This is a genomic window from Bacillus cereus group sp. BfR-BA-01382, from assembly GCF_022663475.1.
Classification (GTDB): Bacteria; Bacillota; Bacilli; order Bacillales; family Bacillaceae_G; genus Bacillus_A; species Bacillus_A thuringiensis_S.
The window spans coordinates 35,879-59,273 of the sequence record NZ_JAKUFQ010000018.1 but is presented as its reverse complement, the minus strand read 5'-3'; the positions used below and the strand labels follow the sequence as shown (position 1 = coordinate 59,273).

The window sequence follows — 23,395 nt, the reverse complement described above, 5'->3', positions numbered from 1 at the left end:
AATCTCCCCTTCAATCTTATGTGAACAACTGTAAAGCTTTGTATGCAAAATGTATAGAGTAACCTACTAAAATAATACCTGCTCCGGCTGTTATGTAGCCAAGCGCTTTTGGTTTTAATAAAGTTCTTCCAAAATGTACAGAAAAAGCAATATTTAAATTCCATAAAATAATACCTGCAATAATGCAAAGACTGTACAAAAAAGCTTCTTGTTTCGTTACCTTCGTAAGTAATGAGCTAAGTGTACTTCCGTATATACCAAACCAAAAAACAAGATTTAATGGATTGGATATCGCAATTAAAAATCCTGCCATAAACGATTGCTTAAGACCACCTACCTCTTCTTTTTTATATTCCATGTTTGAGTGGGAAATTCCTTGTTTTACACTTTGAAATCCTAAATAAAATAACAAGAAAAAACCCGTGCAATACATGAAGGCTTGTACATATGTATACATAAACACAGAAGATAAACCGAAATAAATGAGAAGCATAAATAAAACATCTGCAGTCATTCCACCAATTCCAACAACCCAAGCATGCCAAAACCCACGTTCAATTCCTCGTTTTAACATTTCAATATTAATCGGCCCTACTGGCGCAGCTAATGAAATACCTAATACGATTTGCTGAATAATTGCTCCAATCATCGCTCTATCCTTTCTACTCTCTTTACTACTAGTTAATGATGTAATTTGAAAAAATAGACTAGCTTTCATAATAAAATACCCTTTTTTATCCAAAATATACAAAAGAGCCATCTAGGTGATGGCTCTTACTTTTCTATCCTATGAAGAAAAGGACATTTCCCTTTTATTGGTTCTACATCGTCTCCTATAAAATATTGTTTCCATTCACGATGCTCTGGGTCACCATAATGACTAATGTTAGGATGTTTCGGCAATTGATCCCACTTTTCAACTCGCTCACGGACCATTTGTCTTGAATATGCTCCTTTAGGACGATCCCCCTCTAATCCATCAAAAATAGTGCGTGGCTGAAACCCAATAACGAGAGAATTCCCTAAATGTCTAGTTTTTCGCTGTTTATAAGCTGGCGCGTTTCCAAATGCGAATATTGGCTCACCACAAAATGAAAATTCCCATAAATAATGGTCTGGATCTTCAGGAATTTGCTTTGGCCATGCTTGATTATCGTTTTCATGTAAATACTGTAACACTTTCCAAAAGGAATCACGGTAATATTCGAGTGATCGTTCTTCACATTCCGGTTCTACAAAAAGGAAAAAGCCCCTTCTTACAATCGGCCTCTCTTTCATTAACTCTAAAAAAGATAACATTGTATGCGGCAAATGACTCCAATCATTATGAGAAAGAAATGAATAACGAAGTTCATTCTTTTTCAAAGCTGTTAAACCGAAATAACATGGAAAAGTTGGTTCTAACACGACACTTGAAAAAATCTCAAATTCTTTTGCAACCCAATCCGGTATGTCGGTTCTCGTTCTCATTCCTTCATTATCTAATAAGTACGACCTATTCATTCTTTCACCTCGTTATGTATAGCATTCAATTAAGAATATTACATACTCGGCCTGTCCTATACCTATTTAAAAATTTGATTGGAAAATTATTTAAAAATATAAAAAATAAAACCGCTTACTTGACTAAATTCTCCCAATTCGTGTATATTTAAATTAATCATTTAGCAGAATATTCAAGAATATAGCATTTTTAGTTTATATTATTTCTTTAAATGAATTTCACTAAATGAAAATAGTAAACGCTTTTAGGAGGAATTGTAACATGCAAGGAAAAGTAAAATGGTTTAACAACGAAAAAGGTTTTGGATTTATCGAAATGGAAGGCGCTGACGATGTATTCGTACATTTCTCTGCTATTCAAGGAGACGGCTACAAAGCTTTAGAAGAAGGTCAAGAAGTATCTTTCGACATTACTGAAGGTAACCGTGGACCTCAAGCTGCTAACGTAGTAAAACTTTAATCCAACATATAACAGGAGGTTACCTTACTTGGTAACCTTCTTTGTTATTCCTTTGTATATTTCCGTTTTACAGAGCAAAAACTATGTAAAATGCGCACTATACAAAGGAGGAATTATTAATGGGATCAGAAGTAAATGATTTTGAAGAAGTAAAATTCCGTGTAGAAACAGCACAAAAGATGGTAGGTTCTGCAACAATTTCAATGGATCCAGACACATTAGAGCATGCCACTACTGCAGTAGAAGCAGCTCGCTCACAGCTTGAAATTATGAAATCTGTTGCAGTAGATTTAGATGAACCATTTTTAATGAACGAGGAAAAGAAACTAAGCAAATGCGAGCAGCAATTAAACGAAGCAAAGCACTAAAAAACATCCAGAGAATTTTCTCTGGATGTTTTTTTATGACAACTGTTCTCCATACTTTTTCAATGTTTCTCCAACTGTACATTGTCTTATACAAAATGAATGTGCATAATATTTACTATTTGTCTTTCGATTATGTTCTCGCAAGAAACATCCTTCACAATATGTTTCTAATAAGTCATTTACCTCTGTAATGAGTTGCTTTTTATCCACCTTTGCACCTCTCTATTCGGTTATTTCTTTATGACTATCAATGACTGTCCCTTCTAATGCTTGCGTTGCTAATTGATGTGCTTCTTTATTTTGTTTTCTAGATATCGGATCACATACAAGTTTTAATTTCATTTGCTTCGCCTTTTGTTCAATTTGATCTAAATAATGGTTTAAATGCTCATCATAACAAGGCCATTCTCCCGCCAATTGCTGCAATACAACTTGAGAATCTCCGCGAAGTGTAACTGCTTCATATTTAATCCCTAATTCCTCGAGTATATTCATACCGTATAATAGTGATGCATATTCCGCTTCATTATTATCATCTATACCTTCTATATATGCATTGCGGCGAATGCGGTAGTTTGTATTTCCTTTTTTATAGTACACACATATACCAACGCCAGCTTCTTTCGTTTGCACATCATACCCCCCATCAAAATAAACGAGTATTTCTTGGGGCTCTTCCTCTACTTGTTTACTCAGTTTTTTCATTTCCTTTAATGACCATTCTGCATCCATTTCATCGTAAAATAAAAGTTCCTTAGCTCTTCCTGTTTTCTCAAAATCCTCTGCAAATTGAAGTATTTCTTCTATGTTCATATAATCTGTTGTTAATTCCGTCTGCAATCCTCGCTTCGTTTTATACAACCAATGAATTTTATATTTCATACTAGATTCCCCTTATATAAGACTTCTTATATGTAGCCAGCTAATGAAAGCCTCACTTTATTTTATTATATTTTATCTAGAGTCACAGCATTATATTCAATATGATTACATACAAAAAGAGCTATCCCTATAGGAATAGCTCTTTCATCTATTACATAAATCTTTCAAATTGTACTCGCTTATTAATCCAGTACATTACAGGCATACCAATGGCCATTACAACAAATTCACCGACTGCACATGTTAACCAAGACAACATAAATGGTAAACCCAATGCAAGATGAAGTTCAATTGCAATCATAAACATTGTAATCGTAAAGATAACCGTATTAAAAATCATACGAGCCCAAACACCTTTAATAAATCGCATAGAAATAATCGTTGCAACTAATGCAAGAATAGATTGCCCTACTCCAAATACTAAATCATAAGCGATCATAGGTGAGAAAAAGAGATTCGTTAAAAATACACCTAATACAATTCCGTAAATTGCTTTCTTGTTAAATACAACGAGATGATTAAACATCTCTGAAATACGAAATTGTACATTCGTAAAGCCAAATGGCTGAATAAGCATAGAAACAGCAATATATAATGCCGCTAAAATACCATTGCCGACTAAAGTTCTAATATTCATGACAAAATCTCCTTAGTTTTTTTACGTGGGATGGTTTCGAACCACGTTATTCTTTTTTTTAGCAACAAGATTATATTTTACGTGGTAGCCCCTCTTTCGTCAATAGATTCCTATCATGAACTACCTTTTTTCTTTTAGACAACGTATAATGAAACATATGAAAGATTTAGGAGGTTTCACTTCATGATAGCAACAATCCAAAATGAAAAAGTGATCGTTTCCATTTCTGACAAAGGTGCAGAATTACAAAGCGTTCGCTTAAAAGAAGACAACACAGAATATTTATGGCAAGGTGATTCTACATATTGGGGACGTCGCGCACCAATTTTGTTCCCAATTGTCGGCCGATTAGTAGATAATACATACTACGTAGACGGTAAACCATATTCATTAACACAACACGGTTTCGCTCGTGATCTTACTTTCTCTGTGAAAGAACAAAGTGAAACAAAGATTACTTATATCGTTACTAATAATGAAGAAACGTTAAAAAAATACCCATACGAATTCGAATTACTCATTTCTTATGAGCTAGAAGGACAAAGCGTTCATGTAACATATGAAGTAAACAATCCTACTTCTAAAGAGATGTTCTTCTCAATTGGGGCACATCCTGGATTCAACTTCCCTTTATTGGATGGTGAATCATTTACAGATTATCACTTATCGTTTAATGGTTCGGAACGCTTAGAAACAAGCGTATTAGAAGGACCTTACCTTTCAAACAAAAAGCAATTAATCGCTGAAAATACAACTGAATTGCCACTTACATATGATTTATTCAAAAATGATGCGCTTATTTTTGAAAATATGAATACGAATGAAATTTCGATTCGTTCTCATAAACATAATAAATTTGTAAAAGTAGAATTTGATGGCTTCCCATTTGTCGGCGTATGGACACCAGGGGATAACGCACCTTTCTTATGTATTGAACCTTGGTATGGAATCGCTGATGAAGTAAATCCAGCAAAAGATTTCAAGGACAAAAAGGGAATTCAATCTTTACAAGCGAATGAAACATTTACATGTCGTTACAGCATCACAATCGGATAACTACTCTATCCCCTACTTCAAAAAAATATTTAAGTAGGGGATAACCTTATAATTTGGAGGTTTCTCATTTTGATTGAAGTATATATTGATGGTGCATCAAAAGGAAATCCTGGTCCTTCTGGTGCAGGAGTGTTTATTAAAGGCGTTCAACCACCTGTACAATTATCATTACCACTTGGAACAATGTCCAATCATGAAGCAGAATACCGCGCTTTACTTCTAGCATTAAAATATTGCATCGAGCATAATTATAGCACTGTCTCTTTTCGTACAGATTCCCAGCTTGTCGAACGGGCTGTTGAAAAGGAATACGCAAAAAATAAAATATTTGCACCTCTTTTAGATGAAGCACTACAGTACATAAAAAACTTCGATCTCTTTTTTATTAAGTGGATTCCAAGTAGTCAAAATAAAGTAGCTGATGAATTAGCTAGAAAAGCTATATTACAAAATTAACGGGGGTATGAGTGTGAAAAAAGATTGGATTGCTCCTCTTGCTTTATTATTTGTCTCTTTTATTTGGGGAGCTACGTTTGTTGTCGTTCAAAATGCTATGTCTTTCGTTGGTCCATTTACCTTTAATGGTATTCGCTTTTTATTCGCTGGAATTATTTTATTATTCGTTCAAATGATTTTCTCAAAAAACACTTCAAAACAAGATATAAAACAGAGTAGCCTCGCTGGATTAATCGTTGGGTTCTTTTTATGTGTTGGCTATGTATTACAAACATTTGGCTTACTTTATACAACTTCTTCAAAAGCAGGTTTCTTAACAGGGCTTAGTATCGTTATGGTACCAATTTTGTCTTTTATCTTTTTAAAACAAAAAGCTACCATTTTTATCGTACTTGGTATTGCTGTAGCAACAGCAGGTTTATACTTATTAACAGCTGCTGATTCTTTCCAATTAAATATAGGAGATATACTTGTTCTCGGTTGTGCAATCGCTTTCGCTGCCCATATTCTTATTAACGGCTTCTTTTCTAAGAAAATATCACCTTTATTATTAAGCACATCTCAAGTATTAGCTGTTGGTATATTTTCTTCTATTTGCGCTTTCTTGTTTGAAGATTGGGAAAAATTATTTTCAGTATCACTATGGACGAATCAATCTTTTTTATTCGCACTCTTTCTAACTGCCCTGTTTGCAACATCTATTGCTTTTTTCATTCAAACATCGGCCCAAAAGCACACTTCTCCAACGAGAGTAGCAATTATTTTCGCAATGGAACCCGTTTTTGCTGCATTAACAGGCGTTCTCGTTGCAAATGAACAACTTTCTATTTCTGCTATTATCGGATGTCTATGTATTTTCCTGGGCATGATTTTTGTTGAATGGCCTTCCAAAACAAAAAAAGAAGCGCAGGCTGCGTGAAGTTATGCTTGTAACTTCCGCATAAAAGCCTTAGCGCTTTTTTTATCTGTAATTTCTTCCTCTTTCAATCGTTCTAATAACGCAACGAAATAACTACCATCAAACTGCAATTGATGTTTAATTGTCGCTTCTATTGCTGCGTTCACAATCCCATCAGACGCACCAGTATATCCTTGTCCGAACATAATAAACCCTTGTGCTTCCTCTGATAATTTAAATCCTTTCGTATGTAAGAATGAAAGATAATCTTCTACTGTTTGCATGTTATTCCCACCTACTCAAAAATTCTCCATCTCCTATCATACATGTTTTTACACGCTATGAGAATGAAATTTCTTTGACAACTTTGTAAATCGCTCTTCTAATTCGCTTGCAATGGAGGATTTCCTAACAATCTGAAGGAATATGTACAGTGGAACTTATTTCATATTAAAGGGGAGACACGATGAAACAAGCACTATTAATTATCGACGCTCAACAAGAATTAATTGATGGAAATGAGCAAGAAAATGAAGTTTTTCGTAAAACCGAGCTATTATCTACACTAAATACAGCCATGCAGAAAGCAATAGATTCCAATGCTCTTATTGTTTTCGTAAGAGATATCGATGTTGCTTCTGGCAGCGGAGAAGGATTTGAAGTACATAATCAAATTCAAGTACCTCAGTCTGCAATCTTTATTAATAAAGCAGCAACCAATTCATTCTACGGCACTTCTTTACTTGAACTTTTAAAAGAAGAGAAAATTGGCCATATCGTTATCGGTGGATGTAAAACAGAGCATTGTATCGACACCGCAGTTAGAACTGCGACTGTACAAGGATTTGATGTTACATTAATTAAAAACGGTCATTCCACAACTGATTCTAACGTATTATCTGCAGAGCAAATTATTGCTCATCACAATAAAACTTTACACGGTCATTATAACGTTGATCATTTTTCTATGGTGAGAGATATCGAGGAAGACCTCTTTCAGCCAACTCATGACCAATATCGTGATTAAATTAGCTCAAAAAAGAATCCTTCATTTAAAAGGATTCTTTCTTTATCCAAAAATTTGTGCTGCAATACTATATAGTTCACTATTTCTTTTTATTAACCGATTACTATTTTTCATCATAATTGGTGGTGTATTCACCTTTTTAAAACCAGCAATCTCTAATTCTTTCATGAAATCGTTCTTTCCTTCTGGTACATCCATTCTTAATTTTCCATTATGCCCTCTTGCTAAATCATGTACTATTCTCATCGCCATCGCATTATTTTTAGCAACGACTGGTCCTATTATTTTATTTTCTGGCGTTTGTATACTTATACCGTATCCTACTACATTTTCTTTCGTATCCTTTACAACGACACACTGCTCACTTTGCATAATTCTTTGTTTTAAAAACTCGTTTCGGCTTGTCCCAAATGCGCCTTTATCTATTTTTATTATTCCTTCTAAATCACTCTCTTTATAAACCATCATATATTCTTCATTTTCTGCACATTTATGATTCGCATTGTACGAGTTACAAATATATTTAGAAACATAGCTTACTACCCTAAATCCTAATGTTTCATATAAGGGCTTCCCTTCATCCGTAGCAATAAGCATACATGGAGTTTGAGCTGATACGCTATTCATGCATGAATTCGTTATCATCTTTCCAATCCCTCTCCCCTTATAATCTGGATGTACAATTACCATTCCAATAGATGCCAACGCCTCCCCGTATAATATAATTGCTGCGCTAGCAATAAGTTCCTTTCTCTCATTCCAGACGCCGTATACAATACCTGAGTTAAAAACTGCTTCAATTTCTTCTCTGTTATAATCCCAGCCAATATAAGAAGATAACGCTACAATATCGCCTATTTGTTCTTTCCTAAGACGCTCCACCCTAATTTCCAATTCAATCATACTCCATCCCCTTATCTAGACATTTAAATCATTATTACTAAATCAACTTGTACATGTTTCCCTTTATTTGTCACACACATATGTTATTTTGACCAAGACTATATTGTAAATGAGGTGACAACATGCCCATTACGAATCGATTTTCTACCACCACTAACGGCGCACTCGCTATTACAGGTAATACTTTAGGCTTAAGTAAAATTAGTAATCAAAACCGTGCTGGTACAATCGGGGCCATTGGTGCGTTCGTAACTACGAATACAGCTTTACAAGTTCCTACTTTTCCTGCTGGTACAACGTTAAACTATACACAAAATAGTTCTACCGCTATTTTAAATATCCCTGCTGGCAGTACTATTCTTTACGCAGAACTCATATGGGGAGGAAATTATTTAACTCGCGATCAAAATATTACAAGTGTTCTAGGAAATCCTATTTCATTTACGACACCCGTTTCAACATACTCAATTACTCCTTCAGCTGTTACAGCTTCAAATCAAACATTCGTTTCAAACTCTATTACATTTGGCTTTTATACTCGTTCAGCAGACGTAACAACTCTTATTCAAGCGGGAGGTTCTGGTTCCTATACTACAGGAGCTGTCCCTGGACTTGTTGATCCTTTAGATGCTTCAAATGGATCTATTAACTCGGCTGGATGGACACTCATTGTCGCTTATCAAAACGGGACATTGCCTGCAAGAAACTTAACCATTTATGTAGCGGGTAACCGTGTTTCTGCTGATACCGGTAGTGCAGATGTAGCTGTTTCTGGATTTTTAACACCTTCAGGAGGACCTGTAAGCGGGAGATTATTTTTAAGTTCTATTGAAGGAGATGCAGATTTAATAGGGGATCAAGCATTATTTGGACCAAATTTCAGTTCATTAAATGCTTTATCTGGGCCAAATAATGCTGTAAATAATTTCTTCGGTTCTCAAGTTAATAATGCTGCTGGAAACTTAGATACAACTGGGACATTTGGAACGCGAAATCAAAGTGCTTCTACAGGCACAAACATCTCCGCTGGGAGACAGGGCTGGGATATTACTTCTATTGATATTTCTCCTTATTTAACAAACTCACAAGTGTCCGCCGCAATCCGTTTAACAACTAACGGAGATGCGTATATGTTAAATACAGTCGGTTTACAAATCAACATAAATTCACCTACTATACAAGCAACAAAAAGCGTGAATAAAAGTGTTGCTGCAATTGGAGATATTCTCACTTATACAGTTACGATCCCTAACACCGGACTTCTTCCGGCGAATAATGTTACCTTTACAGACATTCTCCCTAACGGGACTTCCTTTATACCTGGCACTGTAACAGTAGATAATGTCCCGCAAACAAACGCAAATCCCGCCGCTGGTATATCTCTTGGAACAATCAATAATGGTGCTTCTCGTACAGTAACTTTCCAAGCTACTGTCGTTTCTCTTCCAAGTCAAAACCCTATCTCTAATACCGCTAATATTACATTTCAATATACACCTATCGCCGGAGGAACAACCTTTAACGGTCTTGCAACAAGCAATTCTGCTGGAACACAAATTAACCTGGCAGATATTAATGGAACAAAATCAGTCAACAAAATTTTTACCGATATTGGTGAAACATTAACTTACAGTATTGCCTTAGCTAATATAGGAAATATCGCTGCAACGAACGTTATATATACGGATCCGATTCCTGGCGGAACTACTTTCATTCCAGGAAGTGTAACTGTTAACGGAGTTACTCAAGCTGGAGCAAATCCCGCTAATGGTATATCAATTGGTTCGATTGCCGCAAATTCCACTACTACTATTTCATTCCAAGTGCTCGTTCCTTCTATCCCTCAAACAAATCCAATATTAAATAGTGGAACAACAACATATCAATATATTCCTGTACCAAATCAACCTGCAGTAAGTGGGACTGATACGACAAATATCGTATCTACTCAAGTGAATAACGCTACTGTAACAATGGTAAAAGCAGTAGATAAAAATTTTGCAGATATTGGTGATACACTAACGTACACCGTTTCTTTTACAGGTACAGGTAATACAAATGCGAACAATGTTATTTTTACAGATGTCATTCCTACTGGAACAACTTTTGTTCTAAACAGTTTAACAATAGATGGCACTACACAAGTGGGCGCAAATCCCGCTAACGGCGTGAACATTGGATCCATCCCAAGCGGCACAACAAAAAATGTTACATTTCAAGTAGTAGTAAACACAATACCCGCGTCAAATGTCGTATCTAATGGATCAAGTGCTTCTTATCAATATACCGTCAATCCTATCCAATCACCCGTTACAAAAAACATTTCTTCTAATCTCGTTTCCACTCAAATTAACAATGCGAATGTAACATTAACAAAATCAACTAACAAACAATTTGCCACAATTGGTGAAACGATAGGTTATACAATCCTTATTACAAACAGTGGAAATACAGCCGCTAATAACGTACAACTAACAGATCCACTTCCAAATGGAACGATATTAACATTAGGTTCGGTAACGCTCAACGGCGTTTTGCAAAATGTAGATTCTCTCGTTGCTTTACCTATTGGCACAATTCCTGCTGGAGCTACTTTTACCCTCTCTTTCCAAGTAACAGTTATTAATATTACTTCACAAAATCCTATCCTTAATAACGCTTTTGCCTCTTACATTTACACTGTAAATCCAAGTCTGCCACCAACTTCAAAAACAGCAAATTCTAATTCTGTTACATCTACAATTAGACTAGCAAATCTCCATGCTAATAAATCTGTAGATAAGACGTTTGCGGAAGTTGGCGATGTATTAACTTACACCTTTGCTCTTACTAACGATGGAAATGTTGCAGCGAACAACGTATTACTATCCGATTCCATCGCGAATGGCACTTCCTTTGTACCGAACAGTGTTATAGTTAACGGTGTTACTCAGCCGGGCATAACACCAGCTAGCATCAATATTGGTAGCATCAATGCTAATACTACAATTACAGCTTCATTCCAAGTAGTAATAACTAGCATTCCAAATCCAAACCCTATTTCAAATAGCGCTTTCGTCTCCTACAACTTTATCGTTGATCCAAACGCTTCACCTGTAAATAAAAACACTACTTCAACCACTACATTTACTCAAGTAAACGATGCAAATGTCATTTCAGCAAAAACAGTGGATCAAGCGTTCGCTACCGTAGGGGATATATTAACTTATACTGTTACTTTGACGAATGCAGGAAGTGTTTCTGCTGATAGTCCTACTTTCGTAGATACAAATCCAGACGGTACTACCTTTATTCCAAACACTTTTCTTATTAATGGTGTACTCCAAAATAACGCAGATCCAAATATAGGTGTTCCACTACCTTCCATTCCTGCTAACGGCTCACTTACCGTCTCTTATCAAGTAACCGTCACCTCTTTACCAACACAAAACCCAACGATAAATTCATCTAGTACACAGTATAGTTTTATTCTAAATCCGGGAGATCCACCAACTATAGAAATATCTGTAAGTAACACTGTAAGTACACAAATTAATTTAGCTAATGTAGTTATTGTCAAAGAAGTAGATTTAACTATCGCCGATGTCGGGCAACCAATCACATATACAATTTCTTTAGCTAATCTTGGCAATACTACAGCAAATAATGTTATTGTTACTGATATAATCCCTAATGGCACCACTATCGTACCAAATAGTATTTTTATAGGTGGTGCTTTACAACTAGGTGCAGATCCCAGTACCGGTCTTCAAGTCGGCTCCATTCCTTCGGGTGGTTTTACAACGATTGTTTTTCAAATAAGTGCAAATGGGCTACCTTCACCAAACCCAATTCAAAACAGCGCTTCACTTCAATATAGCTTTATCGCTGATCCAAATTTACCTGCTCTTGTTAGAAACGCTGCTAGCAATATAGTAACTACACAAATTAATACTGCTAATATCATTGCTACAAAGCTAACAAGCACAAACTTCGCTAATGTCGGTGATATCATATTATATGCGACTATTTTAACAAATAACGGGAATATCCCTGCTGCTAATGTAACGTTTACAGATATCATTCCAGCGGGTACCCTCTTCATTCCTAATACTGTAACGATTAATAATGTCCCTATAGCTAATGCAAATCCTGCTAACGGCATTTCGATTGGTATGATAGGAGCAAATTCATCACGCACCGTTGCATTCCAAGTTTTTGTACCAACTATCCCTGCTGTAAATCCGATTACAAATCAATCAGGCACAACATTCCAATATACGTATGATCCATCCAAACCCGCTGTGATGCAGATGGTTGCTTCTAACACTGTACAGACAACTATTAATAACGCCTCAATTGCCGCTACTAAATCGGCAGATAAACAGTTTGCTAACGTAAATGATATTATTACGTACACGACTACTTTAACGAATAACGGGAATACACTTGCATCAAATGTAATATTTACAGATGTAATTCCAAACGGGACATCGTTCATTCCTAATAGTGTTTCTGTAAACGGGAATACACTGCCTAATGTCAATCCAGCAAGCGGAATTGCAATCGACCCAATAAATCCGAATGCAAATACACTCATCTCGTTCCAAGTACAAGTAAATTCTATCCCGAACCCGAATCCAATCCCGAACCAAAGTAATACAACGTATCAGTATGTCATAGATCCTAACTTACCTCCAGCATCCGCTAATGCGCTGAGTAACGTAATAACAACTCAAATCAATAATGCCACGATTATCGCTACAAAATCAGTGAACACACCGAATGCTGCAATTGGAGATATCGTTACTTATACAATTGCAGTTACGAACACAGGAAATATCCCTGCTAGCGCTACAGTTTTAACAGATGGGCTTGGACCAGGTGCATCCTTCATCCCAAATTCCGTTACAATAAATAACGTTTCCCAACCTGGATTAGATCCTTCATTAGGGATTCATTTAGACGATATTTCACCAGGAAACACTACTTTCATTACATTCCAAGTGAAAATTCTGGCTATTCCACCTAGTGGAACTTTAACGAATAATGCTCTTGTAAACTACGAATATGCAGTGAATCCAGCTGAAACGCCAGCTATTGGTAGTACCGTTACAAACACAACAGTTACACCGATTATTGACGCTACTTTAGTAATAAATAAAAGTGCTAGTACAACTTTCGCTACGATTGGTGATACAATTACATTCACTTCATCTGTTACAAACACAGGAAATACTACTGCGAACAACATTGTTTTTACAGATACAATTCCAAACGGTACTACCCTTGTCCCAAATAGCTTTAAGATAAATGGTGTAACCGTCCCGAATGCAAATCCACAAAACGGTATCAATATTGGTAACTTAAATTCAAATGCATCGGTTACACTCAGTTTCCAAGTAAACATCACAACGCTTCCAAACCCTAATCCAATTCCGAACAAATCATCGCTTCAATATAGCTTTATTGTTGATATAAATGAACCGCCTGTTTCACGAACAGTTCAATCCAATACAACTTTTACGCAAGTAAATTCAGCTTCCGTTATCGCAACGAAAACTGCGAGCAGTGCATTTGCCGCTGTTGGCGATACAATTACGTATACAACTACTCTCACTAATAGCGGAAATACTACCGCAAACACACCTGTTTTTATCGATATATTACCACCTGAACTTTCATTCGTTCCTGATAGCGTACAAATTAATACCCTCCCACAACTTGGATTTAGACCAGATAGCGGGATCTCTTTAGACTCAATTCCAGTTGGAGGAACGACAACAATTAGCTTTCAAGCTATCGTTGGCTCAATACCAGCTACAAATCCAACTTTGAACCAATCCAGTACGACATACTTGATCATTGTTGACCCTACCCAGCCACCGATGACAGAAACAGCTACAAGTAATCCAACTTTAGTTCAAATTAATGAAGCAATTATTCAAGCAACGAAAAGTGTGGATCGACTATTTTCTGACGTAGCACCTGGAAATTCATTTTTAACGTATACAGTTTTATTAGAAAATGTAGGGAACACAACTGCTACGAATATCATTTTTACAGATCCTATTCCAAATAACACAATATTTATAGAAGATAGCGTTCGAGTCGGCGGAGTTTTATTGCCTGGGGTAAATCCAGCGAATGGAATACCAATTGGGGATATTATTGCAGGAGATTTTACAAACGTCACCTTCCGCGTTCAAGTAGTTAGTATTCCAAATCCAATTTTCACAATTGGACCTGGTGGACCAAACTCACCGGTTGTAAATAGTGCCTCCATTGACTATCAATTTATTACAGGACCTAATTTACCACTCGTTTCAAGAAGTACGACATCCAATCCCGTTGCGACACAAATAAATTCCGGAGAAATTGTGGCAATCAAATCTGTAGATAAAACTTTCGCAACGATTGGCGATACAATTTCTTATACAATTACATTAAGTAACCCTGGAAATGTCACTTCACAAAATATAATTTTCACAGATATTTTACCTGACGGAACGACATTCATATCTGGCACTCTTACAAACGATTCTGGTACACAGCAAATCGGAAATCCAGCTAGCGGGATACAGATTGGAAATATAAACCCAAATGGAACGGCCGTTATTTCTCTCAACGTACTTGTTACAAACATTCCAAGTATAAATCCTATCTCTAATTTTAGTTCCATACAATTTGAACATGTGATTGATCCTAGCCAACCTTCTGCATTACAAACAGCTGTATCTAATACAGTTTCAACGACCATTAATAGCGCAGTATTAACTACAACAAAAAGTGTTGATAAATCTATTATTTCCGTCGGGGATACACTTACGTATACAACGACTATTACGAATACAGGAAATACACCAGCTACAAATATAACTTTTACAAGTGCGATTCCTCCTAGTACTACTTTTGTACCAGATTCGGTCACTATAAATGGCATCCAGCAGCTTGGTGCACAGCCAGCACTCGGAGTAAATATACCAAATATCGCTCCTGGTGAAACAGTAACTGTTACTTTCCAAGTAAATGTGATTTCTGTTCCCCCTTCAAGCTCAATTATGGGTAACGATACAATTTTATATTCTTATACTGTTGATCCAAACGGAACTCCTGCTACTACTTCTACTTCAACAAACATTGTTACAAACCCTGTATTAGATGCTATGATAATGATGATTAAATCAGTTGATCAAACAATTGTAACGCTAGGTGATACCATTACCTATACGACAATTTTAACGAATAATGGTAATACAAATGCAACGAATATTACTTTCACCGACCTTATACCAGATGGTACAACGTTTATTACTGATAGCGTTACAATAGATGGCATCACGCAAATTGGTCTTAATCCTAATACAGGTATAACGATTGGAGCAATTGCTCCTAACAGCTCAATATCTATAGCATTTCAAGTTACCGCTACTTCTACACCTGTTCAAAATCCTATTGCCAATTCCGCTAGTGCTTCTTACACATTTATCGCTGATCCAAATGCCCCTATTGTTTCAAGAAATGTTACTTCAAACACATTGTTCACTACGATTAATACAGCTACCATTCTTTCATTAAAACAAGTCGATAAATCCTTTAGTCGTATTGGAGACACACTCACTTATACTGTCGCTTTAACAAACAATGGAAACTCATCCGCACAAAATGTTATATTTACAGATACAATGCCGAGCGGAACTACTTTTATTGCAAACACATTCTCTATTAATGGGGTTCCTCAAAGTGGTGCGGATCCATCGAATGGTGTGAATATTGGGACTATAACAGCCGGGACTACAGTAACCGTTTCGTTCCAAGTTACTGTAACGTCATTACCAACGGAAAACCCCATTGTAAATTTCTCATCAACATCGTACCAATTAGTCTCACCACCTGATGCAGAAACTTCAATTAGCAATCCTGTTTCAACGCAAATTAAAGAAGCCATATTATCCATGACGAAAAATGAAAGTGTATCCTTTGCAGATATCGGGCAAACTGCTTTTTATACTACTTCTATTACCAATGTAGGAAATACCGATGCAACTAACATTGTTTTCACAGATGTATTACCAAGTGGACTCACATTTGTTCCTAACACATTAACTGTCAATGGCGTTTTACAACCTAACGCGAATCCAAATACAGGTGTATTACTTGCAACACTTCCACCAAATGAAATATATAGTATCGTCTTTCAAGTGACAGTGAACAGTATTCCTCCTAGTAACCCAGCACCAAATACAGCATCAACGACGTATGAGTTTACTGTTGATCCAGGTAATCCGCCAGTATCGAGTACAGCTACTTCCAACACTACACTCCTTCAAATAAACAACGCAACTATTATTAGCACAAAAACAGCAGATCTTACTTTCGCGGATGTTGGTAATACAATAACATTTACACTTAACCTCCCTAATACCGGGAATGTGACTGCAACTGATGTAACTATTATTGACATTCTTGATAGTAATTTAAGTTTCGTTCCAAATAGTTTCACAGTTAATGGGCAAACCATTCCAAACGCTGATTTATCTACTGGTGTAAATATTGGTTCCATTAATGGTGGTAATGCGGCAATCGTTACATTCCAAGCAACTGTTATTACACTTCCAACACTTAATCCCATTTCTAACTCTGCTTCTATCACATATCATTATGTCGTTGATCCTAGCCAGCCACCTATTACAACTTCCAATCAATCTAATACAACGACAACACAAATTAATAGCGCTACCCTTACTGCACAAAAAAATTCAAATGTATCTACGGTAGATATCGGGCAGGATATTACCTACACCGTTACAATTACAAATAGCGGAAATGTTAGTGCGACGAATGTTATTTTTACCGACCTTATTCCAGACGGAACTTCCTTTGAACCGAATAGTTTTACACTGAACGGAACTAGCATCCCAAATGCAAATATCATTACAGGCGTTCCAATTGGTGATATTGCGCCAAACGAATCTGTCATCGTAGCATTCCATATTAATGCCAATGAAATTCCGCCTATAAATCCAATTACTAATCAAGCTAGCGTTAGCTTTCAATATATCGTTAATCCAGCTAATCCTCCAGTTTCAAAAAACATTACTTCTAATAGCGTTTCAACACAAATTGAAAGTGCTATTTTAAATACGATTAAAATAGGAGATAAAGCATTTGCAACGATTGGTGATACGATTACGTATACAACAACTATTACGAATACAGGAAATATCCCAGCTAACAATGTTGTATTCTCAGACCCTATACCATCGTGGACACAATTTGTTGCAGGATCAGTTGTTGTTGATGGAACTCCATTAACATCCGCTTCTATCATTGACGGCGTTGGCATAAATACAATAACTCCAAATCAAATCGTAACAATCGTATTCCAAGTTCAAATTGTAAGCAACCCAACAACGCTCACACCTGAACTCCAAAACTTAGGATTTGTTAACTTCCAATATAACGTAGGCAATGCATTACAGGCTCAACCTGGCAATGTGGAAACGAACGTCTTCGTTACCTCTATTAATTCAGCAATACTTTCAGCTGTAAAAACTACTAATACAGCCTTTGCAAATATTGGAGATACAATCACTTATACAGTTTTGATTCAAAATAATGGCAATACAAACGCTACGAATGTAAATTTCTCAGACATGGTTCCAGCAGGAACAACCTTTGTTGAAAATAGTTTTACTGTAAATGGAAGTAGCCTTCCAGGCGCAAATCCAAATAACGGAGTTAATATCGGAACAGTTAACGCGGGTAGTTCCTTAACCGTTACTTTCCAAGTCATTGTTACATCAACCCCACCTTCAAATCCGATTACAAACGTAGCATCTATTCAATACGCATTCATCGTTGATCCAGCCTCTCCTCCTGTTACAAGTACGATAAATTCTAATAGCGCTTCAACACAAATTAATAACGCGACTGTTACAACTGTTTTACAAGCAAATCGAACAATCGTATCTATCGGAGATGTAATTACGTATACAGCAACATTAACGAATACTGGAAACTTCCCTGCAAACTCTGTATTACTCATTAACGGAGTTCCTGAAGGAGCATTATTTGTTCCAAATAGTGTTACGCTCAACGGGATTTCACTTCCAGATGCAAGTCCAACTCTTGGTATTCCAGTTGGTATTATCGCACCAGGTGATTCCGCTACTATTACGTTCCAATTTCTTGCAAGTTCTATTCCACCGCAAGGAGCGATTATAAATCAAGCACTTACAAGTTACACGTATATTGTCGATCCAAGTCAACCTCCTGTTACAGCAACATCCTCGTCTAATACGGTTAATACAGCTGTTGTTGATGCATCGTTATCCGCAATTAAAAGTACAGATTCTCTCGTACAATCTACTGACGGTACAATCACTTACACAGTAGTCGTTCAAAACAACGGAAATACTACTGCAAATACAGTTACTTTAACAGATTTGGTCCCAGAAGGAACTGCATTTATTCCGAATAGCGTAACTATTAATAGTGTTTCCGTTCCAGGTGCCGACCCTAACGTAGGAATACCATTAAACCCCATCGCACCGTCAGAAATCGTCACTGTAACATTCCAGGTTATCGTTCGATCTATTCCAAGCGTGAACCCAATTTCTAATACAGCCCGTATTGACTATACTTTTATCGCCGATCCAACTGCTCCTATCATCTCTCGAACAATTACTTCGAATCCAGCTTTCACACAAATTTCGGATGCGACTATCCTTTCTTTAAAAGCAGTCAATGCACAACAAGCAACAACAGGTGATATTTTGACTTATACAATAACATTAGAAAATACAGGAAATATCCCAACTACGAATCTCACATTTTCAGACACTATCCCTCAAGGGACTACCTTTGTAGAAAATAGTTTTACACTTAACGGAACAGCTATACTTGATGCCAATCCTAATGTAGGTGTTACTTTGCCTAACCTAGCTGCAAACGCTACGCACCTTATTTCGTTCCAAATTCTTATTAACGATTCATTCTCGCAAGAATCAATTACAAATCAATCCAACACAACTTATACAATTCAGCCAGACCCAGGGCAACCGCCTATTACTGAAACATCTACTAGTAATATCGTCATTACAAATTTCGTGCAAGCACAATTGACAATTACAAAAACATCCAATCCAACAACTGTTGATATTGGCGGAACTATACTTTATATTTCTGAAGTAAAAAATATCGGCAATGTTGACGCAATAAATATTAATTTCACAGATTCTATTCCAGCTGGGACTACATTCGTTCCCGATAGTGTCACAATTAACGGTATCCTTCAGCCAGGTGTAAATCCAGAAAACGGAATACCGATTGGAACAATTCCAGCAAACAGTTCCAAAACGATACTATTTCAAGTGCAAACAAATAATCCACCTACTGAAACCGAAATTGTAAATCAATCTTCAGCAACTTACCAATATGTAAGTATTCCTGCAGCCCCACCAGTAAATCGTTCTGCAAATTCTAATATCGTTACAACATCACTTCAAAATGCAAATATTATTTCTGTTAAAAGTGCGGATGTAACTTTCGTATCAATCGGGCAAATTATTACCTACACAAATACACTTCAAAATATAGGAAGCGTTCCAGCTAACAATACCGTTTTCATTGATAACATTCCAGAAGGTACTATATTCATTGAAGATAGCTTAGCAATAAATAATGTAATTCAGCCTGGCGCTAATCCTGAAAACGGAGTAACTCTCGGCACGATACAACCAAATGAAACAGTCACTATTTCATTCCAAGTACAACTTACAAATATACCAGAGGGCAATACAGTCATTAATATTTCAGACACTTCGTACGAATACCAAATTGACCCTAGTTCTCCAATTATTCAGCGTAGATCGTTATCAAATGCAGTAAATACTGAAGTGCGGACGGCAAATGTTAGTGCCAGTAAATCCGCCAATAGATCCATTACACGCATTGGTCAAATCATCACATATACAGTCGCAGTTACAAACGCCGGTACAGTACCTATTACAAATACTCTCCTAATTGACGCAATTGCAGCTGGGACCACATTCGTTCTAAATAGCATTCTTGTAGATGGCATACCGAGACCTAATGAAAATCCAATTACCGGTATCAACCTTGATATTATCCTTCCAAATAATACAATTATTGTTACTTTTCAAGTAAGCGTAGTCTCTATACCGCCACAAAATAACATTAATAATATCGCAGTCATTCACTATGAGTATGAACCAGACCCAAGCGCACCACCAATTTCAGAAACGACATCTTCCAATAGTACAAATATACAATTTATTGATGCTATTCTTATTGCTACAAAATCCGCTAATACTGTATTAGCTAACATTGATGAAACCATTGAATATACAGTATTCATTCAAAATAACGGATCGACTACAACTAACTCCATCTTTTTTACAGATACTATAGCGGATGGAACAGTATTTATTCCAGGAAGTGTAATAGTTAACAATACTGTACTTCCTGCAGCAGATCCGAATATCGGCTTTTCCATTCCTAATGTCGCAGCAGGTCAAATAGCTACAATAACATTCCAAGTTTCCGTTACGAATTTACCTGTTGTAAATCCAGCACCTAATACTGCAAACATCGTCTACGACTTTATTTTCAATCCTGACTTTGCACCAATTCAAAAATCTACTACTTCCAATACTACTTTCGTTCAAATTAATGATGCTGATATCGTTTCACTTAAAACTGTTGATTTGACCTCTGTAACAATTGGTGACATTTTAACTTATACAACAACTTTAACGAATACAGGGAATACGGATGCCACTGCTGTTGTATTTACAGACAATATACCTGATGGAACAACTTTTATTGACGGTAGCGTTTTAGTAAATAACATTCCTCAGCTTAACGCCAATCCAAGTGCAGGTATACTTGTAGGAACGATTACTCCTAACACTTCTATCCCAGTCACATTTTCTGTTACCGTCGTAGCTCTTCCTGCTAGCGGCCATGTTCAAAATCAATCAACTTCTCGTTATACAATAAACGCGGAAGAACAAATATCGACTAGCAATATTACCTTCACTGAAGTTATTTCTGCTAATGTAATTGCGACAAAAACAACGCCTATCCAATATGCTGACTTACAAACTATCATCCCTTATACAATTTCCATCATAAATAACGGAAATATACAAGTCGAAAACATTATTGTTACAGATATCATCCCAGCAAATACGAGCTTTATAGAGAATAGTGTTATCGTGAACGGCAATGCTCGGCCAAATGACAACCCTCTTAACGGTATACAAATTGATAACATTCCGCCTAATACGACAGCAACTATTCTATTCCAAGTACGGGTTACTTCGATTCCACAAACAAATCCAATCTCTAACACGAGTACAATTGAATATGAATACACGGTACCAGATCGACCACCTATTACCGAAACTATTATTTCATCAGCTGCCGCAACAGAAATTAATCACGCGAATTTGAATAGTAATAAGGCTGTTGACCTTGCATTTGCAACGGTTGGTGATACGTTAACGTATACGATTACACTAAATCAAACCGGTAATGTTGCAACAAATGATGTAAACATTCAAGATATTATTCCTCAAGGTACTACGTTTATAGAAAATAGCGTCATTGTAAACGGAGAAGCTCTTCCAGGAGTGAATCCAGTAAGCGGCATACCAATTGGCACTATAATTGTTGGTGGAGATGCTATCGTTTCATTCCAAGTAACTGTGACTTCTATTCCAACACCAAATGAACTAAACAACAACGCAATTACTACTTTTAACTATATAGTCAACCCAAATAACGTACCCGTTACAAATACGACTACAACAAATACCGTCACAACTACTGTCCAAAATGATAATGTCATTGCCATAAAATCTGTTGATGTAACGAATGCCTTACCTGGTCAAACTTTAACGTATACAATTACGATTACGAATAGCGGTAATGTAACGATTGAAGACCTTCTTGCCATAGACACCGTACCAATAGATACGACTTTTGTTGCTGATAGTGTTACGATTAACGGAATCAATCAGCCTAATGAAAATCCTGAAAATGGTATTACGTTAGGAAATCTTGCTCCTAATGAATCTGTTATTATTACGTTCCAAGTGACAATATCTTCTTCTACTCTTCAATCTACAATTAATAATGATGCTTCTGTTTCCTATACCGTTATCATTGATCCAACAAAACCACCTATTACAATTACAAAACAAACAAATACCGTTACAACGACAGTCATTGATCCGATGGTTCGCATTGAAAAAACAACTGACAAATCTATTGTCGTTATAGGAGATATCATTACATTCACATTAGCGGTATTTAATCACTCCCCCATTCCGACAATCAGTACTTCTGTTATAGACAGCATTCCAGCTGGTACAACATTTATAGAAAATAGCGTAACAATTAACGGTACTTCGGTTCAAAATGTTCGTCCAGACACTGGTATTAATATTGGTTCTTTATCTGCAGATACAGTAGCAACTATAACATTTCAAGTTCTCGTAACTTCTATTCCTTCAAACAGTACAATTATAAATTCTGCAACAGTTACCGCTGCTTTTCAATTGACACCACAGGATCCAATTATTACTTTCATTGTTAATTCAAATATTGTTCGTATACCAGTTCAATTTGTAACTGCAACAGTCACGAAAAACGCTTCCGTCAGCTCCGCTTATTTAAACCAATACTTTGATTACACGGTGCGTATTACAAATACTTCCGAAATTTCACTCTCAAATATTTCTTTACAAGATACCATTCCAGCAGGTTTACAATTTATAAACGGCACTGTCTTTATTAACGGTGAACGCTCTCCACTAGCGAACCCAAATATCGGTTTCCTAGTTGCCACTAATTTAGAGCCAACTGAAACAATTATCGTGTTATTCACCGTACAAGTAATAAGTCCACCTATTAATAATCAATTTAAAAATACGGCCAATATTTCGTTACAACTTCAAGTCTCGCCTACCGATCCACCAATTACAGTAACCGTTACAAGCAACGAAAACATCGTCACCTTTGTTCCAGAAAATCCAGACGAAACACTTCCAAATTTAAATTGCTTCTTTGACGGTGAACGCTTCATACGGATTACTCCCCAAAATGCAAGAAATTACCTTTGGACTTGGATTTGGTGGAATTAAATTAAAAAAGAGATTGTAGTTTGGTTGAAACCAAATTACAATCTCTTTTT

Annotated in this window: 14 protein-coding genes and 1 riboswitch; of the genes, 7 read left to right on the top strand and 7 right to left on the bottom strand. The window is 36.4% G+C overall.

What is annotated here, in order from left to right; translation table 11 throughout:
- Nucleotides 1-16: 16 nt before the first annotated feature.
- Nucleotides 17-760 (bottom strand): LysE family transporter, encoded by a 744-nt coding sequence (locus tag MR160_RS10560; protein ID WP_001196842.1) that lies wholly within the window; start codon nt 758-760, stop codon nt 17-19.
- A gap of 14 nt (nt 761-774) precedes the next feature.
- Entirely contained in the window at nt 775-1,503 is a 729-nt protein-coding gene (locus MR160_RS10555; RefSeq protein WP_001082150.1) for a YqcI/YcgG family protein, read from the bottom strand.
- Between the two features lie 262 nt (nt 1,504-1,765).
- Between MR160_RS10555 and cspB the strand changes: the two genes are divergently transcribed.
- Both cspB and MR160_RS10545 read left to right on the top strand, forming a co-directional pair.
- Entirely contained in the window at nt 1,766-1,963 is a 198-nt protein-coding gene (gene cspB, locus MR160_RS10550; RefSeq protein ID WP_001161731.1) for a cold shock-like protein CspB, read from the top strand.
- Nucleotides 1,964-2,082: 119 nt separating this feature from the next.
- Nucleotides 2,083-2,331 carry a DUF2564 family protein gene (locus MR160_RS10545; RefSeq protein ID WP_000534400.1) on the top strand — a complete coding sequence of 83 codons (249 nt, stop codon included), beginning with the start codon at nt 2,083-2,085 and terminating at the stop codon, nt 2,329-2,331.
- A gap of 33 nt (nt 2,332-2,364) precedes the next feature.
- Here MR160_RS10545 and MR160_RS10540 read toward each other — a convergent pair whose 3' ends face one another.
- The 3 genes from MR160_RS10540 to MR160_RS10530 form a co-directional block, all read right to left on the bottom strand.
- A complete protein-coding gene (locus tag MR160_RS10540; protein WP_000358801.1) occupies nt 2,365-2,541 on the bottom strand; it encodes a zinc-finger domain-containing protein in 177 nt (58 codons plus the stop codon).
- 12 nt (nt 2,542-2,553) lie between these two features.
- Entirely contained in the window at nt 2,554-3,213 is a 660-nt protein-coding gene (locus MR160_RS10535) for a ribonuclease H family protein (protein WP_000875533.1), read from the bottom strand.
- A gap of 151 nt (nt 3,214-3,364) precedes the next feature.
- On the bottom strand, nt 3,365-3,850 hold the full coding sequence (locus MR160_RS10530) for a QueT transporter family protein (protein ID WP_001026475.1): 486 nt from the start codon (nt 3,848-3,850) through the stop codon (nt 3,365-3,367).
- Nucleotides 3,851-3,856: 6 nt separating this feature from the next.
- A riboswitch (PreQ1 riboswitch) is annotated at nt 3,857-3,901 on the bottom strand.
- A 132-nt stretch (nt 3,902-4,033) separates the two neighbouring features.
- Here MR160_RS10530 and MR160_RS10525 point away from each other — a divergent pair.
- The 3 genes from MR160_RS10525 to MR160_RS10515 all read left to right on the top strand — a co-directional run bounded on the left by MR160_RS10525 (nt 4,034) and on the right by MR160_RS10515 (nt 6,281).
- The gene (locus MR160_RS10525) at nt 4,034-4,906 is read left to right on the top strand and encodes an aldose 1-epimerase family protein (protein WP_000562116.1); all 873 of its coding nucleotides are present in this window, start codon (nt 4,034-4,036) and stop codon (nt 4,904-4,906) included.
- A gap of 69 nt (nt 4,907-4,975) precedes the next feature.
- Nucleotides 4,976-5,362: a reverse transcriptase-like protein gene (locus tag MR160_RS10520; RefSeq protein WP_000573877.1), complete on the top strand. Its 387-nt coding sequence runs from the start codon at nt 4,976-4,978 to the stop codon at nt 5,360-5,362.
- A gap of 13 nt (nt 5,363-5,375) precedes the next feature.
- Nucleotides 5,376-6,281, top strand: coding sequence for a DMT family transporter (locus MR160_RS10515; protein WP_000711161.1), 906 nt, complete (start codon nt 5,376-5,378; stop codon nt 6,279-6,281).
- A 2-nt stretch (nt 6,282-6,283) separates the two neighbouring features.
- Here the strand turns inward: MR160_RS10515 and MR160_RS10510 are convergent, their stop codons facing one another.
- Nucleotides 6,284-6,544, bottom strand: coding sequence for a DUF6123 family protein (locus MR160_RS10510; RefSeq protein ID WP_001195212.1), 261 nt, complete (start codon nt 6,542-6,544; stop codon nt 6,284-6,286).
- 182 nt (nt 6,545-6,726) lie between these two features.
- Between MR160_RS10510 and MR160_RS10505 the strand changes: the two genes are divergently transcribed.
- Nucleotides 6,727-7,287 carry a cysteine hydrolase family protein gene (locus MR160_RS10505; protein WP_000806325.1) on the top strand — a complete coding sequence of 187 codons (561 nt, stop codon included), beginning with the start codon at nt 6,727-6,729 and terminating at the stop codon, nt 7,285-7,287.
- Between the two features lie 42 nt (nt 7,288-7,329).
- Here MR160_RS10505 and MR160_RS10500 read toward each other — a convergent pair whose 3' ends face one another.
- A complete protein-coding gene (locus MR160_RS10500) occupies nt 7,330-8,190 on the bottom strand; it encodes a GNAT family N-acetyltransferase (RefSeq protein WP_000571019.1) in 861 nt (286 codons plus the stop codon).
- Between the two features lie 122 nt (nt 8,191-8,312).
- On the opposite strand from MR160_RS10500, the gene MR160_RS10495 reads away from it, so the two are divergent.
- On the top strand, nt 8,313-23,345 hold the full coding sequence (locus MR160_RS10495; protein ID WP_242297327.1) for a DUF7507 domain-containing protein: 15,033 nt from the start codon (nt 8,313-8,315) through the stop codon (nt 23,343-23,345).
- Nucleotides 23,346-23,395: the final 50 nt, after the last annotated feature.

Coding starts and splice junctions, on each gene's coding strand:
- MR160_RS10560 (WP_001196842.1), bottom strand. CDS start 760: ATGGCTCTTTTGTATATTTTGGATAAAAAAGGGTATTTTATTATGAAA.
- MR160_RS10555 (WP_001082150.1), bottom strand. CDS start 1,503: ATGAATAGGTCGTACTTATTAGATAATGAAGGAATGAGAACGAGAACC.
- cspB (WP_001161731.1), top strand. CDS start 1,766: ATGCAAGGAAAAGTAAAATGGTTTAACAACGAAAAAGGTTTTGGATTT.
- MR160_RS10545 (WP_000534400.1), top strand. CDS start 2,083: ATGGGATCAGAAGTAAATGATTTTGAAGAAGTAAAATTCCGTGTAGAA.
- MR160_RS10535 (WP_000875533.1), bottom strand. CDS start 3,213: ATGAAATATAAAATTCATTGGTTGTATAAAACGAAGCGAGGATTGCAG.
- MR160_RS10530 (WP_001026475.1), bottom strand. CDS start 3,850: ATGAATATTAGAACTTTAGTCGGCAATGGTATTTTAGCGGCATTATAT.
- MR160_RS10525 (WP_000562116.1), top strand. CDS start 4,034: ATGATAGCAACAATCCAAAATGAAAAAGTGATCGTTTCCATTTCTGAC.
- MR160_RS10510 (WP_001195212.1), bottom strand. CDS start 6,544: ATGCAAACAGTAGAAGATTATCTTTCATTCTTACATACGAAAGGATTT.
- MR160_RS10505 (WP_000806325.1), top strand. CDS start 6,727: ATGAAACAAGCACTATTAATTATCGACGCTCAACAAGAATTAATTGAT.
- MR160_RS10500 (WP_000571019.1), bottom strand. CDS start 8,190: ATGATTGAATTGGAAATTAGGGTGGAGCGTCTTAGGAAAGAACAAATA.
- MR160_RS10495 (WP_242297327.1), top strand. CDS start 8,313: ATGCCCATTACGAATCGATTTTCTACCACCACTAACGGCGCACTCGCT.